Annotated in this window: 13 protein-coding genes; 6 read left to right on the top strand and 7 right to left on the bottom strand. The window is 68.6% G+C overall.

What is annotated here, in order from left to right:
• Nucleotides 1-64: 64 nt before the first annotated feature.
• The 7 genes from J0I43_RS09155 to J0I43_RS09125 all read right to left on the bottom strand — a co-directional run bounded on the left by J0I43_RS09155 (nucleotide 65) and on the right by J0I43_RS09125 (nucleotide 7758).
• Nucleotides 65-1435: an ABC transporter substrate-binding protein gene (locus J0I43_RS09155; protein ID WP_292862360.1), complete on the bottom strand. Its 1371-nt coding sequence runs from the start codon at nucleotides 1433-1435 to the stop codon at nucleotides 65-67.
• A gap of 248 nt (nucleotides 1436-1683) precedes the next feature.
• Nucleotides 1684-2832, bottom strand: a complete 1149-nt coding sequence (locus tag J0I43_RS09150) for a DUF4185 domain-containing protein (RefSeq protein ID WP_292862357.1) — start codon at nucleotides 2830-2832, stop codon at nucleotides 1684-1686.
• A gap of 124 nt (nucleotides 2833-2956) precedes the next feature.
• Nucleotides 2957-3382 (bottom strand): MerR family transcriptional regulator, encoded by a 426-nt coding sequence (locus J0I43_RS09145; protein WP_292862353.1) that lies wholly within the window; start codon nucleotides 3380-3382, stop codon nucleotides 2957-2959.
• Between the two features lie 2 nt (nucleotides 3383-3384).
• Nucleotides 3385-4392 carry a DnaJ C-terminal domain-containing protein gene (locus J0I43_RS09140; protein WP_292862350.1) on the bottom strand — a complete coding sequence of 336 codons (1008 nt, stop codon included), beginning with the start codon at nucleotides 4390-4392 and terminating at the stop codon, nucleotides 3385-3387.
• 15 nt (nucleotides 4393-4407) lie between these two features.
• The gene (locus J0I43_RS09135; RefSeq protein ID WP_292862347.1) at nucleotides 4408-4977 is read right to left on the bottom strand and encodes a nucleotide exchange factor GrpE; all 570 of its coding nucleotides are present in this window, start codon (nucleotides 4975-4977) and stop codon (nucleotides 4408-4410) included.
• Nucleotides 4978-4989: 12 nt separating this feature from the next.
• On the bottom strand, nucleotides 4990-6861 hold the full coding sequence (gene dnaK, locus J0I43_RS09130) for a molecular chaperone DnaK (protein ID WP_292862345.1): 1872 nt from the start codon (nucleotides 6859-6861) through the stop codon (nucleotides 4990-4992).
• Between the two features lie 138 nt (nucleotides 6862-6999).
• Complete coding sequence (locus J0I43_RS09125; RefSeq protein WP_292862343.1) at nucleotides 7000-7758, bottom strand: IclR family transcriptional regulator; 759 nt, start codon at nucleotides 7756-7758, stop codon at nucleotides 7000-7002.
• A gap of 106 nt (nucleotides 7759-7864) precedes the next feature.
• Between J0I43_RS09125 and J0I43_RS09120 the strand changes: the two genes are divergently transcribed.
• From J0I43_RS09120 to J0I43_RS09095, 6 genes are read left to right on the top strand one after another with little or no spacing between them, the layout of a single operon-like run.
• Complete coding sequence (locus J0I43_RS09120) at nucleotides 7865-8599, top strand: SDR family NAD(P)-dependent oxidoreductase (protein ID WP_292862341.1); 735 nt, start codon at nucleotides 7865-7867, stop codon at nucleotides 8597-8599.
• Nucleotides 8600-8610: 11 nt separating this feature from the next.
• Nucleotides 8611-9426, top strand: coding sequence for an SDR family oxidoreductase (locus tag J0I43_RS09115; protein WP_292862339.1), 816 nt, complete (start codon nucleotides 8611-8613; stop codon nucleotides 9424-9426).
• 46 nt (nucleotides 9427-9472) lie between these two features.
• Nucleotides 9473-10801 (top strand): MFS transporter, encoded by a 1329-nt coding sequence (locus J0I43_RS09110; protein WP_292862336.1) that lies wholly within the window; start codon nucleotides 9473-9475, stop codon nucleotides 10799-10801.
• Nucleotides 10798-12189: an FAD-dependent oxidoreductase gene (locus tag J0I43_RS09105; RefSeq protein WP_292862333.1), complete on the top strand. Its 1392-nt coding sequence runs from the start codon at nucleotides 10798-10800 to the stop codon at nucleotides 12187-12189. The genes J0I43_RS09110 and J0I43_RS09105 overlap by 4 nt, the downstream gene beginning before the upstream one ends.
• Entirely contained in the window at nucleotides 12186-13541 is a 1356-nt protein-coding gene (locus tag J0I43_RS09100) for an FAD-dependent oxidoreductase (RefSeq protein WP_292862330.1), read from the top strand. Before J0I43_RS09105 ends, J0I43_RS09100 begins: the two co-directional genes overlap by 4 nt.
• Nucleotides 13538-15109, top strand: coding sequence for an FAD-dependent oxidoreductase (locus tag J0I43_RS09095; protein WP_292862327.1), 1572 nt, complete (start codon nucleotides 13538-13540; stop codon nucleotides 15107-15109). Before J0I43_RS09100 ends, J0I43_RS09095 begins: the two co-directional genes overlap by 4 nt.
• Nucleotides 15110-15157 lie beyond the last annotated feature (48 nt).

The raw sequence follows: 15157 nt of genomic DNA, 5'->3' as shown, positions 1-15157 counted from the left end.
GTGGATCGATACCGGGCATGGGGCCGGGGGTCGGGAGCGCATCCCGACCCCCGGCGAACGGACATCAGTTCTTCGGAGCCTTGCTGGGGAGCTCCTGCTGCTGGATGACCTTGTTGATCGCATCCTCGGCGGTCTTGATCGCGTCCTCGGGCGAGGCCGCGCCCTTCATGACGGACTCCATCGCGGTGCCCACGGCGAGCGACACGTCCCACGGGTAGGTCGGCTCGGGGATGGCCTTCGGGGCGATCTCGTTGGTGACGACCTGCGACCACGGCGCATCCGCCGCCTTGGCATCCGCCGCGACGGCATCCTGCACCGACGTACGCACCGGGACCTTGGTGAACTGGGTGTCGACGAAGAACGGCACGACGTTCGCCGGGTCGCCGCCGATCGACCACTCGAGGAACTTGCCCGCGGCCTCTGCGTTCTTGCTCTTCGCGTCGACCACCCACTTGAAGTTGCCGAGCGTCGAGGTGGTGTCGCCCTTAGCGTCGTCCGCGCTCGGGAACGCGCCGACACCGGTCTTGGTGAGCAGATCCTTGTAGTCCGAACCGATCTCCGACATCATCCACGAGCCGGAGACCTTGAACGCGACCTTCTGCTCGCCGAAGTCCTTGCCGCCGACGTAGGAGTCCAGGGCCTGCTTGGGCATGTACCCCTTGTCCCACAGCTCCTTGTAGTTGGCCATCAGCTGCTTGTAACCGTCGGTGTTGATGTCCGGCGCGGTCCAGTCATCCGTGAGCGCGAGGTGGCCGTTGAAGTTGTACTGCTGCCCGACCGTCGACCAGGCGAACGTGACCGCGTCACCGGCGGGGGAGATGCAGTACTGGCCGTCCTGCAGCGTGGGCTGGATCTTCGCACAGTCGGCGAGCAGGTCGCTCCACGTCGCCGGGCCGTTCTCGGTATCGACGCCCGCCGCGGAGAGCATGTCCTTGTTCCAGAAGAGGACCGCCTGCGCCTCCTGCAGCAGCGGATACGCGTAGTACTTGTCCCCCATCTTCGAGATCGATTGCGCCGCGGGAAGGATCTGGTTGAGCGAATCCGCCGACACGATGCCGTCGAGCTCGTGTAGCTGGCCCGCGTTCACGGCATCCTGGATCGATCCGGCGTGCGTGTAGACGTCGGGGGCCTTGCCGGCCGCCTGGGCCGCCTTCATCTTCTGGTCCCACGCATCCGCAGGGACCTCCGTGTCGACGACCTTGATGTCGGACTGCGCGGCATTGAACTTCTCGACGATGGACTTGTACCACGCGTTCTCGGCAGGCGTGAACGTGCGGTGCCAGAACTGGATCGTCGTGACTCCGTCCGCTGATCCGCCGTCCGTCGCCCCTTCGCCCGGGGTGCCCGAGCCGCAGCCCGCGAACATCGCGCCGACAGCGACGACCCCCAGAGCGGTAGCGGCGAAGCGCCCCGCACGACGTGTGCTCCTCATCATGTGTCCCTCCTCAGGAACGTGGCTCTCCGCTGAGCCGATGCTCTGCCGATCATTATCGATCGGACGTTCGTGGCGCTCGGTTGTCGCCGTTGACGTTGATCGACACTGTAGGCGAAATCGATTTCATCCGCAATGGCCTCCCACCCGTGATCTCTCCGAGTTCGAGGAAGCTGGCGGGCGGAAGAAGAGCGACATGACGCGCAAATCCGCGGGATGACGGGCCGTATATCGATTTCACAACGACGCGATCAATCGGCCTTATCGAGATCGACGGAGAACCAGAAGACGTTGTATGGACCCCAGAGGGACAGGGTGAAATAGAGCCGCCGCCCGCCGTCATCCGTGTAGCGGGGGTTGAGGTACGGCGAGTAGAGACCGGGGTAGTCGTCCGCGGAAACCATCTCGATCGGTTCACCCCACGGCCCCCAGGGTGCGAGCCCCTCGCGGATGTAGGCGCTCCCGGCGTCCGAGTAGGTCATGACCCACCGCTGCAGGTACTCAGACCACATCACGGAGAGCTCCCCGACGGTCGGATCGACGATCGTCTCCGCTGCGTCGGGGTCCGCGCTCCATTGAGGCGTGCCGGTCTCGTCCGTGCCCGCGAAGTAGGTGTAGGCGGCGATGTCCTCGACAGCCGTCGTGCTCGCAGGCACGCGCATGAGCTCCACACCCCCGAAGCGCCCAGCGGGGATGCCCCAGAGGTACACGTACTCCGCCCCGGCATCCATCACATGGGCTGTCGCGAGCTGCACGAAGTTCGAATCGCCCGGCCAGCGCACATCCGGCAGGTCTGTCCAGGAGGCTCCCCCGTCTCTGGAGACCACCATCCCGGCATGATTCGCCTCCCAGACGCCCGGATCACCCCAGTGGTTCACGGACATGTAGCCGACGTACATCGCGTCTCCGACCGCGAACCCGTAGGTCGGGATCTTCGTGACTTCGCCCCCGCCGTCGTTCGCATCGTGGTCGCCCTCGATGAGCGGCGCGGCCCAATCGAACTCGTCCACCGGCGCCCAGCCTCCGAAGGTGATGCCGTCAGACGGGTCGTCATCGGTCGTCCACGCGGACACATTCGAACGCCAGGCGCCGCCCTGGCCGCCGTACGAGTCCGGACCGCGCTCGCCGAAGGTATCGCCGAAGAAGAAGTACGTGCGATCGCCGACGTTGACCATCGATCCGAGATCGGTCCCGGCGACGCCGACCTTCTCCGTGTCGTTGATCGCGCCCGGACCGGTCAGCTGCGCGACCTGCGTCAGACCGCTCACGCCCGCGAGGACGAAGTCGTCACCCGCACGGTCGGCAGTGGGAGTCGTGGACCCGCACGCACCGAGCATCAGTGTCGCGGCGATCGTGGCAACGGCGCACAGGCGCCGTGAGCGACTTCGGTGATGAGACATGGCATGTGCGCCTCCTTGCGCAAACGGGCGCAGTCGTCCGCCCGCGTGAAATCGATTCCAATCGATCTCAGCAGGACACACGTCGATTGGCAAGCCCCGCGGCCGCGTGGCGCGTCGACGGGCCTCAGTCCGCGGCCGGCGGCCGCCACACGACGACCTCGGTCGCGCGGCGCACGCGCGTGCCGGCACGCAGCGTCACGACCGAGCCGCTCGAGCCGGCCGCGAAGACGCGCGACCTGGTGTCGGCGGCATCCCGCAGCCGACCCTCGAGATCGCTCACCCGGGCACGCAGTGCGCGCACGGTGTTCTCGAGCTCGATGAGGCGCGAGATGGCGGGCAGGCTCATACCCTCGGCCGACAGCGAGGCGACCTCGCGCAGCTGCTTGACGTGGCGCAGCGAGTAGCGGCGCGACCCGCCCTGCGTCCGGGCGGGCACGACGAGGCCGAGCCGATCGTACTGGCGGAGCGTCTGCGGGTGCATCCCGGAGAGCTCGGCCGCCACCGCGATCGCGAAGATCGGGGACTCGTCGTCGACCTCGTCGTGCGCCATGACTACTCCCGGGCCTTGGCCATCATCTCGGCGCGCGGATTCTCCTTGGGCTCCGCCGCCTGGAAGGCGAGAAGCGCCTCCTTCGCCTTCTCGTCGAGGTGCGCGGGCACGGCCACCTGCACTTCGGCCAGAAGGTCACCGGTCCCCTTCGACGATGCGACGCCACGGCCCTTGACGCGCAGCACGCGCCCCGAGGGCGTGCCGGGGGCGACACGCAGCTTCACCGGATCGCCGCCGAGCGTCGGCACCTCGATCGTCGCGCCGAGCGCCGCCTCGGTGAAAGTGACCGGCACGGTGACGCGCAGATTGAGTCCGTCGCGCGTGAAGACGGGGTGCGGACGCACCGTCACCTGCACGACGATGTCGCCGGACTCGCCGCCGTCGGGCGACGGGCGTCCGCGACCGCGCAACCGGATCTTCTGCCCGTCGGAGACGCCGGCGGGGATCTTCACCTTGAACGGCTTGCCGTCCTCGCCCGCGAGCGAGATCGTCTCGCCGCGCACGGCGGTCTGGAAGTCGAGGGTCGTCCGCGCCGTGACATCCGCCCCGCGCTGCGGGCCGCCGAAGCCCTGGAACCCGCCGGTCGACTGGCCGAAACGTCCCGAGCCGAACCTCCCGCCGCCCTGCTGCTGACCGAACATCGCGAACAGGTCGTCGAAGTCCGCCGACTGGTACGAGCCGCCGCGGCCGCCGCCCCCGCCGCCGAAGCGGCTGAACACGTCCTCGAACCCGCCGGAGCCGCCCGCACCGGGCGCCTGGAAGCGGGCGCCGCCCGATCCCATCGCACGGATCTGGTCGTACTCCTCGCGCTGGTCCTTGTCGGAGAGCACGGCGTACGCCTCGCTGATCTCCTTGAACTTCGCCTCCGCGGCGACATCCCCCTGCGTCGAATCGGGGTGGTACTTGCGTGCGAGCTTGCGATAGGTCTTCTTGAGATCGGCTTCGGAGACGTCCTTGGCGACGCCCAGTGTCTTGTAGAAGTCCTTATCGAACCAGTCCTGACTGGCCATGGACACCTCCTCCCTTTACTCGGGCGAACCCGCGACGACGACCTTCGCCGGGCGCAGCTCGATGTCGCCCAGACGGTAGCCGACCTCCACGACATCCAGGATCGTGCCGTCCTCGACGCCGCCGGGGTTCGGTGCGTGGAAGATCGCCTCGTGCTGCTGCGGGTCGAACTTCTCGCCCGCGACGCCGTACGTCTCCACGCCCAAGCGGCTCACGACGCCGCGCAGCTTGTCGGCGATCGCCGCGATGGGCGACCCCTCGGTGAGATCGCCGTGCTTCTCGGCGCGGTCGAGGTCGTCGAGCACGGGCAGCAGGCCCTTCGCGACCGACCCCTTCGCGCGGGCGATCTCGAGCTCGCGCTGCTCCTCGGTGCGGCGGCGGTAGTTGGCGTACTCCGCCTGCACACGCTTGAGGTCGAGGAGCAGATCCTTGTCCTCGTCGGATGCCTCGGCCACGGCAGCCTCATCGGTCTGCTCGGCGCCCAGGATGTCGTCCACCGTCAGGGAGTCCTCCTGCGAGTCGGGGCCGGATGCCGTGGCATCCGACCCCTCGTCGCCGGGGACTTCGTTCTCGAAGTCCTTCGTCATGTTCCGATTCTCTTACTTCTTGTCGTCCTCGTCGTCGACGACCTCGGCGTCGATGACGTCTTCCTCGGGGTTCGGCGTCTCACCGTTGCCGGGCTGGCCGACATTCGGGTCGGCCTGCTCGCCCGCGGCCTGCTGCGAGGCGTAGATCGCCTCGCCCAGCTGCGACTGCGAGGCGTTGAGCTTGTCGAAGGCCGCCTTCACGGCATCCTCGTCCTCGCCGGCGAGCGCGGACTTCAGCGCGTCGACGTCGGCCTGGACGGAGTCCTTGACCTCGGCGGGCAGCTTGTCCTCGTTGTCCTTGATGAGCTTTTCGATCGAGTACGAGAGCGTCTCGGCCTGGTTGCGCACCTCGGCCGACTCGCGGCGCTTCTTGTCCTCGGCGGCGTGCTCCTCGGCTTCGCGCACCATGCGGTCGATGTCCTCCTTCGGGAGGCTCGAGCCGCCCGTGATCGTCATCGACTGCTCCTTGCCGGTGCCCTTGTCCTTCGCGGACACGTGCACGATGCCGTTGGCGTCGATGTCGAAGGTGACCTCGATCTGCGGGATGCCGCGAGGCGCGGGGGCGATGCCGGTCAGCTCGAAGGTGCCGAGCGGCTTGTTGTCGCGCGTGAACTCGCGCTCGCCCTGGAAGACCTGGATCGCGACCGACGGCTGGTTGTCGTCGGCGGTCGTGAAGGTCTCGCTGCGCTTGGTCGGAATGGCCGTGTTGCGCTCGATGAGCTTCGTCATGATGCCGCCCTTGGTCTCGATGCCGAGGCTCAGGGGGGTGACATCGATCAGCAGCACGTCCTTGCGCTCGCCCTTGAGGACGCCGGCCTGGAGAGCAGCGCCGACGGCGACGACCTCATCCGGGTTGACGCCCTTGTTGGGCTCCTGGCCACCCGTGAGCTGCTTGACGAGCTCGGTGACCTGCGGCATGCGGGTCGAACCGCCGACGAGCACGACGTGGTCGATGTCGCCGACCTTGATGCCCGCCTCGGCGATGACATCGTTGAACGGCTTCTTCGTGCGATCGAGGAGGTCCTTCGTGAGGTCCTCGAACTTCGCGCGCGTGATCGTCTCCGAGAGCGACACGGGCCCCGACTCGGTGAGCGACAGGTACGGCAGGTTGATGGACGTGCTCGTCGAGGACGAGAGCTCCTTCTTCGCCTGCTCCGCGGCCTCCTTGAGGCGCTGCAGGGCGATCTTGTCCCCCGAGACGTCGACGCCCGTGGTGTCCTTGAACTGCTTGATCAGGAAGTCGACGAGGCGCTGGTCCCAGTCGTCGCCGCCGAGGCGGTTGTCACCGGCCGTCGCGCGCACCTGGATCGTCGAGAAGTCGTCGTCCTTGCCCACCTCGAGCAGGGACACGTCGAACGTGCCGCCACCGAGGTCGAAGACGAGGATGAGCTCGTCCTCCTTGCCCTTGTCCAGGCCGTAGGCCAGGGCCGCGGCGGTGGGCTCGTTGATGATGCGGAGGACGTTGAGGCCGGCGATCTCACCGGCATCCTTCGTCGCCTGACGCTCGGCGTCGTTGAAGTACGCCGGGACGGTGATGACCGCGTCGGTGACGCTGTCGCCCAGGTACTGCTCGGCGTCGCGCTTCAGCTTCTGCAGGATGCGCGCCGAGATCTCCTGCGGCGTGTACTGCTTGCCGTCGATCGACTGGGTCTTCCAGTCGGTGCCCATGTGGCGCTTGACCGACGAGAGCGTACGGTCGACGTTGGTGACGGCCTGGCGCTTGGCGGTCTCGCCGACGAGCACCTCGCCGTCCTTCGTGAACGCGACGACCGAGGGGGTCGTGCGGAAGCCTTCGGCGTTGGCGATGACCTTCGGTTCGCCGCCCTCGAGGACGGAGACGACGGAGTTGGTCGTCCCGAGGTCGATACCCACTGCACGTGCCATGTGTGTTTCCTTTCGCGGAGAAATCTGTGGAGTTGAGTCACGGAGGCTCAACTTGTGATGGATGCCACGCTACCCGGGCGGTCGGACCATGTCAAGTGAACTTGATGCGACCCATATCAAGTTTCCTGTTCCTGCGACTCAGACCAATGATCGGGCGGCGACCGCGTCGGCGATATCGGTGAGCGCACGCGAGCATGCATCGCCGACCTCGCGTGTGAATCGCGCGATCGGCAGCGCGATGCTCAAAGCGGCGCGCTGACCTCCGACCTCCCCGACAGAGATCGACATCGCCGCCACCCCCGGCTCGCTCTCCTCGAAGTTCCACGCGACGCGAGACTCCCGCACGTCGTCGAGCTGCTCGCGCAGCGCGTCGAGATCGACGTCGAGGCGCTGACCACGCGGGCCGGTGAGCGCCAACCGGTAGCGCGCCTCGACCTCTTCATCGGACAGGTCGGCCAGCAGCGCCTTCCCCCCCGAGGTGATGTGCGCCGGCAGCCAGACCCCGACGCGAAGACCGAAGCGCAGCAGGTGTGTCGTCGCCTCGATGCCGTCGATGTGCTGGATACGGGTGCCGACGAGCGTCGCGACATGCACCGTCTCACCCGTGCGCTCGAACAGCGCCTCCAGGGCGGGGCGCAGAGTGTCGGTCAACTGCGGGGTGGGCGCGCGCAACGCCGGGCTCATCATCGCCGAGCCGGGAAAGTACCGCCGGCCGGCGCCCTGCACGGCGAAGCCGTCGTGCGCGAGCGTCGCGAGCAGGCGCTGCGCCGTCGACGCATTGACGTCGAGTGCCGCCGCCGCGTCGGTGACCCCGATCGAACCCTCCTCGACGATCAGCTTCAGGAGGACGAGGGCTCGGTGAACGGACTCGACGCGGCCGGGCTTATTGCGCTCCACGCAATTGACTCTATCAATACTTGCTTGATCCGCAATCATCCTCCTAGGCTCACACGTCATCCGGGTCGGAGCGGCCCCGGACACCGTGTGAACCGAGAGGACGAAGATGTCGAGGCACCAGAGCACAGCGCGAGGGGCCGTCGTCGTCGGCGCCTCCAGCGGCATGGGGGCAGCCATCACCCGCCGACTCACCGCCGACGGCCTGGCCGTCGCGGCGCTCGACGTCGTCGACGCACGCTGGCCGGACGGATTCGACGCCCGCGTGACCGGCACCATCGACGTCACCGACGCCGCGGGGGTCGAGGCGGCCATTGCCGACGCGGTCGACGCGCTCGGGGGGATCGAGATCGTCGTGAACTGCGCCGGCATCCTCGGCCCCGTGACGGCGACGATCGACTCCGACCAGGAGAGCTTCGAGCGGGTCGTCCGCCTCAATCTCGGCGGCGCCTTCGCCGTGACCCGCTCGGCACTCGCCCACCTCCTGCCCCGCGGCTCCGGACGCATCATCCACATCGCGTCGATCGCCGGCAAAGAGGGCAACCCTCAGATGGCCGCGTACTCGGCCTCGAAGGCGGGGGTCATCGGGCTGGTCAAGGCCGTCGGCAAGGAGTACGCCGCGAGTGGCGTCACCGTCAACGCCGTGGCCCCCGCCTCGATCGAGACGCCGCTGATCCTCGGGATGAGCCCCGAGCGGCGCGAGACGCAGAAGTCGCTCATCCCCATGGGCCGGCTCGGCACGGTCGACGAAATCGCCGGACTCGTCTCGTTCATCGCCTCCCCCGCCTCCTCCTTCACCACCGGGTTCGTCTTCGACGCGTCCGGCGGCCGAGCCGACTACTGAGAGACGCAGCCATGAGCGAGATCCTCACCGCATCCCCCGCGGGCACCGCCCGCAGCGCGATCGTCACCGGTGGTGCGGGCGGCATCGGCCGCGTCGTCTCCGAGCGCCTGGCGCACGCCGGCTACCGCGTCGTGGTCGCCGATGCGTCCGCGGCGGCGGCAGAGGCCGTCGCCGCGGCGCTCCCCGCCGGGCACGGCACGCACCGTGCCGTCGCCGGCGACCTGACCACGGTCGAAGCCAACCGCACCGCCGTCGCCGTCGCGCGTGACCTCGGCACGCTCAGTGTGCTCGTGAACGGAGTGGGCATCTCGCCGAAGGACGACGGGCGAAAGCGCCCCTTCTTCGACGTGACGCCTGAGGAGTGGGACCTCGTCCTGGCCGTGAACGTGAAGGCGCCGTTGCTGCTCGTGCAGGAGGCCTTCCGGCACATGCCGTCGGACGGCTCGGCGTCGATCGTGAACATCCTCTCGATCGTCTCGAAGTGGGGCACCGGCGGCCTGCCGAGCGACACATTCCCGCCGTTCCTGCCCTCCTCCGTCGCCTACGCGGCCTCCAAGGGTGCGCTGCAGAACCTCACCGCGTCGCTCTCACGCGAGCTGTCGAGCTTCCGCATCCGCGTCAACGGCGTCGCTCCCGGATTCGTCCAGACCCAGATGACCGGCGGGATGCCGCAGCAGGAGGCTGCGCAGATGACCGGACAGATCCCGATGGGCCGCTTCGCCCGACCCGACGAGATCGCCGACGCCATCGAGTTCCTGGTCGGCCCGCGAGCCTCGTACATCACGGGCGCCAGCCTCGACGTCAACGGCGGCGCCCTCACCTGCTGAAACCCGCACCACCCGCATTCCGTCCACCCCCTCAAGGAGAGAGCAGATGTCAACGAAGACAGGACTATTCACCCAGACGGCGAGCGTGCGTGCTCCCGGCAATCAGAGCAAGCGCTCCTCGCTCGCGGGCTTCATCGGCTCCGCGCTGGAGTACTACGACATGTACATATACGCGTCCGCCTCGGCGCTCGTGTTCTCACGCGTGTTCTTCCCCGACATGGGCGCGACCGGCCTGCTGTACTCACTGGGCCTCTACGGTGTCGCGTACCTGGCCCGTCCCCTGGGCGGCTTCCTCGCGGGGCACCTGGGCGACCGCTTCGGCCGCCGCAACGTCATGATCCTGACCCTCCTCGTCATGGGCGTCTCGACCTTCCTCATCGGATGCCTGCCGTCGTACGACTCCGTCGGGGTCCTCGCCCCGACGATGCTCATCGTGCTGCGACTGTGCCAGGGACTCTCCGTGGGCGGCGAGCTGTCCGGGGCATCCTCGCTCACCCTCGAGCACGCCCCCGCCGACCGACGGGCGCTGTACACGTCGTGGGCGATCAACGGCATCTGGGTCGGCTACATCCTCGCCACGCTCGCGTTCATCGGCGTCGCCGCCCTGCCTGAGGAGCAGCTGCTCGCGTGGGGATGGCGCGTGCCGTTCTGGCTGAGCGCGGCGATCCTCATCGTCGGCCTCATCATCCGTCGCACGGTGCGCGACACGGAGGCGTTCACCACCGAGAAGGAACTCGGCACCACCGCGAAGGTGCCCCTCGCCGAGGTGCTCCGCACGCAGCCGTGGGACGTCGTGCGTGTCATCTTCGCCGCCTTCCTCGTCGTGATCAGCACGACCGTCCCGGTCTACGGCCTCACCTACGCGACCAACATCGTGCACATCCCCGCGAGCACGATGCTGTGGGCGGTCATCGTCGGCTACGTCATCGCCCTCGTCACCCAGCCGCTCCTGGCACACCTCAGCGATCGCATCGGCCGCAAGCCCGTCCTCATCGGGGGGAACCTCTTCGGCGCGGCAGCGGTATGGCTGTTCTTCTGGGCAGTCGGCGCAGCGAACATCCCGATGATCTTCGTCGGCGTGATCCTGTGCATCGCGGTGGGCTTTGCCGCCACCAACTCGGTCTACCCAGCGTTCTTCAGCGAGATGTTCAACGTGCGCTACCGCGTCACGGGCATGGCCGTGGGCCTGCAGCTCGGCCTTGTGCTGACGGGCTTCTCCCCCGTCATCATCCAGGCCATCTCGTCCGCCAACGGCGACGCCTGGTGGCCGGCCGCGGCCTACACGACAGTCGCCTGCGTCCTGTCGGCGATCGCCGTCGCCACTGCGCGGGAGACCTACAAGACCCCGCTCGACGAGCTCGGAGTGAAGCGATGACCCTGACCACGGACCTTCTCGTCCTCGGCAGCGGCATCGCCGGTCAGACGGCCGCCACCGCGGCGTCCGAGGCGGGTCTCGACGTGATCCTCGCCGAGAAGACGGCGACCCTCGGCGGATCGACGGTGATGAGCGGCGGCTGGTTCGCCTTCAGCGGCACCGACGAGCAACGGGCTGAGGGGGAGGACGACTCGACCGAGCTGTTTCTGAAGGACATGCAGGAGGTCGGCGAGTTCCGTAACGACACCGCGCTGCTGCATGCCTACCTCGACCGCCAAGAGGCCGCATACCGCTGGCTCATCGCCCACGGCGTGCGCTTCCGCGAGATCGAGATCAGCTCGGGGCAGTCCGCCAAACGCAGTCACAACTCGGCGATCGTCGAGGTGATGGCCACGCTCCACCACCAGTTCGCCGAGGCGGGCGGGACCACGCTGCGCGAGCATCGTGCCGTGCAGCTCCTCACGGCCGAGACAGGCGCCGTGACGGGCGCGCGCCTCCTCTCACCCGCCGGCGAGGTCGACGTGAGCGCCCGGTACGGTGTCGTGCTGGCCACCGGCGGTTTCAGCCGGGGCGAAGCGCTGCTGCGCATCTTCGCGCCCGAGCAGCTCGCCGCGATCCCGTTCGGCGGCAAGGGCAACACCGGCGACGGACTGCGCCTGGCGTGGAGGCTCGGGGCCGACATGGCCGACATGTCGTTCGTCAGCGGCACCTATGGCTCGCATCCCGACACAGGAGACGTGCACGAGCTGCTCACCGCCTATTACATGGGCGCGATCATCGTCAACCGCGGCGGCGAGCGCTTCACCGACGAGTCGCAGTCCTATAAGTCGCTCGGGCGGGCGGTGCTCAGGGAGGAGGACGGCCTCGGCATCCAGATCTTCGACGCCGACGTGCGCGCGAAGTCGCACCCCGGCATCCCGCTGAAGGACATGGATGCCATCGAGGCGCTCGGCCACCTGCACCACGCCGCCACGCTGTCCGAACTCGCCACGCTCGTCGGCGTCGACGGGGAGCGGCTCGAGCGCACCATCGAGCGCTACAACGCCGCGATCGCCGCGAACGAGACCGACGAGCAGGGCCGATCGAGCCTGTGCAACGGCGTCGGGGCGCTGCGCCCGATCGTGCGCGCGCCGTTCTACGCCTATCCCGCCAAGTCGCTCATGACGACCACATACTGCGGAGTGAAGGTGAACACCGACGCCCAGGTGATCGATGTCGAAGGTGCCGTGATCGACGGGCTCTACGCGGTCGGCGAGGTCGCGGGCGGGTTCCACGGCGCGGCCTATATGACCGGCACCTCACTCGGCAAAGGCGCGATCTTCGGCCTTCATGTGGCGCGCGAGGCGGCGGCCCGCGCCGAGGCGCAGCGCGACGAGGTCGTCGCGTGAACGCCTTCGACGTCATCGTCGTCGGCTCGGGCATCGGCGGGGCTTCCGCCGCGGCGGCTGCCGCCCGCGCCGGCGCCCGCGTCGCCGTGCTGGAGAAATCAGCCGATTTCGGCGGCTCGGCGGCACTGTCGGCGGGGATGCTCTGGACCGCGCCAGATCTCGACGCGTATCGTCGCCGCATCCCACGCGGCGACGCCGCCCTCGGCGAGCGGCTGGTCGCCGACTTCCCCGCGGCGATCGCCGAGGTGCGCGCCACGGGAGCGCGGGTGGCGGACACCCCCACGACCGGAATCATGACGTTCGGCATCGGCTACTCGACCGACATCCATGCCATCCTCGCCGCCTGCCGGAAGATCGTCACCGACGCGGGCGGGATCGTCGTCGCCAACGCACCGGTCAGCGAGCTGATCATCGAGGGTGGTGCCGTGGTCGGGGTCGTCGCCTCGCCTTCCAGCGGCCCGGTCACCTACCGGGCACCGAGCGTAGTGCTCGCCACTGGCGGGTTCGGGCGCGACCGCGAGCTGCTGACGCGCTACGTGGGGCCCCACGCCGATGCCCTGCTGCTGCGCTCGCATCCGGGGAACGTGGGCGACGGTCTGCGACTGGCGCGCGCCGCCGGCGTCGGCGGCAGCAGCGCGATGGCGTCATACTACGGGCACCTCCTGCCCTGGCCGTTGGCGGAGTTCGAACCGGAGCACTACCTGCCCTACTCCCAGTACTACTCGGGCTCGACGCTCATCCTGAACCTGCGCGGGGAGCGCTTCGTCGACGAGACCCTCGGAGACGAGATCATCAACCAGGTCGTGCTCGACCAGCCGCAGAGCCGCGGCGTGCTCATCTTCGACGAGCACGTCCACCTCGCCGAGGCACGCCAAGAGCCGTTCCCCGGTCTCGGCGCGACCGACCGGTTCGAGACGGCGAAGGCGGCCGGCGGCCTCTGGGCCAGCGCCGACACGCTCGACGCGCTCATCGACCAGGTGGCCGCGTGGGGGGTGGATGCCGCGACGTTGGCCCGCACGGTCGCAGACTACGCGGCGACCACCGCGGCCGGCGGGTGGGTCGGCGGCGCACCGGTCTCGCCGGGAGCACGCGCGCCGCAGACAGCGCCCTTCCATGCCCTCATGGTGCAGCCGTCGATCACCTTCACGTTCGGGGGCGTTCCCATCTCATCGAGCGGCGAAGCGCTCGACCCCGACCGCACACCGATCCCGGGCCTGTACGCGGCCGGCGCCGACGTCGGGGGGCTGTCCAACGTCGGCTATGCGGGCGGGCTCGCGCCCGCCTACATCACCGGACGATGGGCCGGGCGCGCCGCCGCGGAGCGCGCCCGCGCAGAAAGGAGAAACCCGTGAACGTCACGACGGATGTCCTGATCATCGGCGGCGGGGGTTCGGGCCTGAGTGCCGCGATCTCCGCGGCCACGAGCGGTGCGGAGGTGACCGTGCTGGAGAAGTGCCCCCAGCCGGGCGGCAGCACCGGTATGTCGGTCGGCAGTTTCACCGCAGCCAACACCGCGTACCAATACCGGGCCGGCGTGAACGACTCGATCGAGCTGTTCATCGAAGATATGAAAGTCGCCAACGGCCCCGATGAGGCACGCGAGAACACGGCGCTGCGCCGGATTCTCGCCGAGAACGCGGGCCCGACCCTCGAGTGGCTCTCGAGCATCGGCGTGCAGTTTCTGGGCCCGACCCCCGAGCCGCCGTATGAGAAGCCGCGGATGCACAACGTGCTGCCGAACTCGAGCGCCTACGTCACGGCCCTTCTGCGCGAAGCTCGTCGCCGTGGTGTGCGGATCGTGACCGACGCCCGCGTCGACCGGCTGCTGCGCAATGCCCGTGGCGAGGTGGTCGGAGCAGCCGTGGCCGGCACCCGCTATCTGGCCCACCGCGCCGTCGTGCTCGCGACTGGGGACTACTCCGCCGCGGCAGACCTGAAAGCCGCATATGTCGGCGAGGACGCCGCACGCGTACCCGCTGTGAACCCGAACAGCACGGGTGACGGGTTCCGGCTGGGCTGCGAGGTGGGCGGGGTGATGCTCCAGATGGACCGCCTGTACGAAGGGCTGCGCTTTCCGCCCGGACGCTTCCCCGACCCGATCAAGCTGCTGCCGTCGCATCCCTCCGTGTCGCGGGTAGTGCGCCTGATCGCCGAGCGCCTTCCCAAGCGGCTGCTCGCCGTGTTGCTCCGCGGCGCCCTGACTAGCTGGGTCGGGCCCAACAACACGATGTATGCGGCGGGGGCGATCCTGGTCAACAAGCATGGTCGACGCCTCGCGAACGAAGACACCGACCGGGCGCTCGCCCGCGGAGTCGCCGCCGACAGCGGTGCCGGGTACATGATCTTCGACGCCGCAGTGGCAGAGCGCTTCTCGGCCTGGCCGAACCCTGTGTCGACCTTCCCCGGCGTGGCGTATGCGTACGTCCCCGACTATGCCCGCTACCGACCTGACATGTTCCACACGGCAGCGACGATCGAGGAGCTGGCGATGAGCACGGGCATCGACCCGGAGGGCCTCGCCGAAACGTTGGCGAAGATCCGGGAGTATCGGGCGGCGGGCCACGACCCCGAGTTCGGCCGGGAGAGATTCGGCGCCGGCATCGGCGCAGGCCCGTACTTCGCCCTCGGCCCGATGCGGTCGTACGTCACACTCGCCGACGGCGGGCTCGCCGTCGACACGACGCTGCGCGTGACGACCGCCGAAGGCGATGTCATCCCCGGCCTGTATGCCGCGGGTTCGACGGGGCAAGGCGGGCTGCAGCTGCTCAATCACGGTCTCCACATCGGATGGGCGATGGTGTCGGGCCGCATCGCGGGGCGTCACGCCGCGCACGCCGCCGCCCGCGACGACCTCATCCCGGTGGGTGCGACGCACTCGGTGCTCGACACGCCCGTCGCCGAGTTGAGCGTCCTTCCCTGACATCGGATCGCACGACACCCCTGCTGAGCACTGAGAAAGGCACGAGAG

It is taken from the genome of Microbacterium sp. (assembly GCF_017305435.1).
GTDB lineage: Bacteria > Actinomycetota > Actinomycetes > Actinomycetales > Microbacteriaceae > Microbacterium.
The sequence above is the reverse complement of the archived record's forward strand: the minus strand, read 5'-3'. Positions and strand labels throughout refer to the sequence as shown.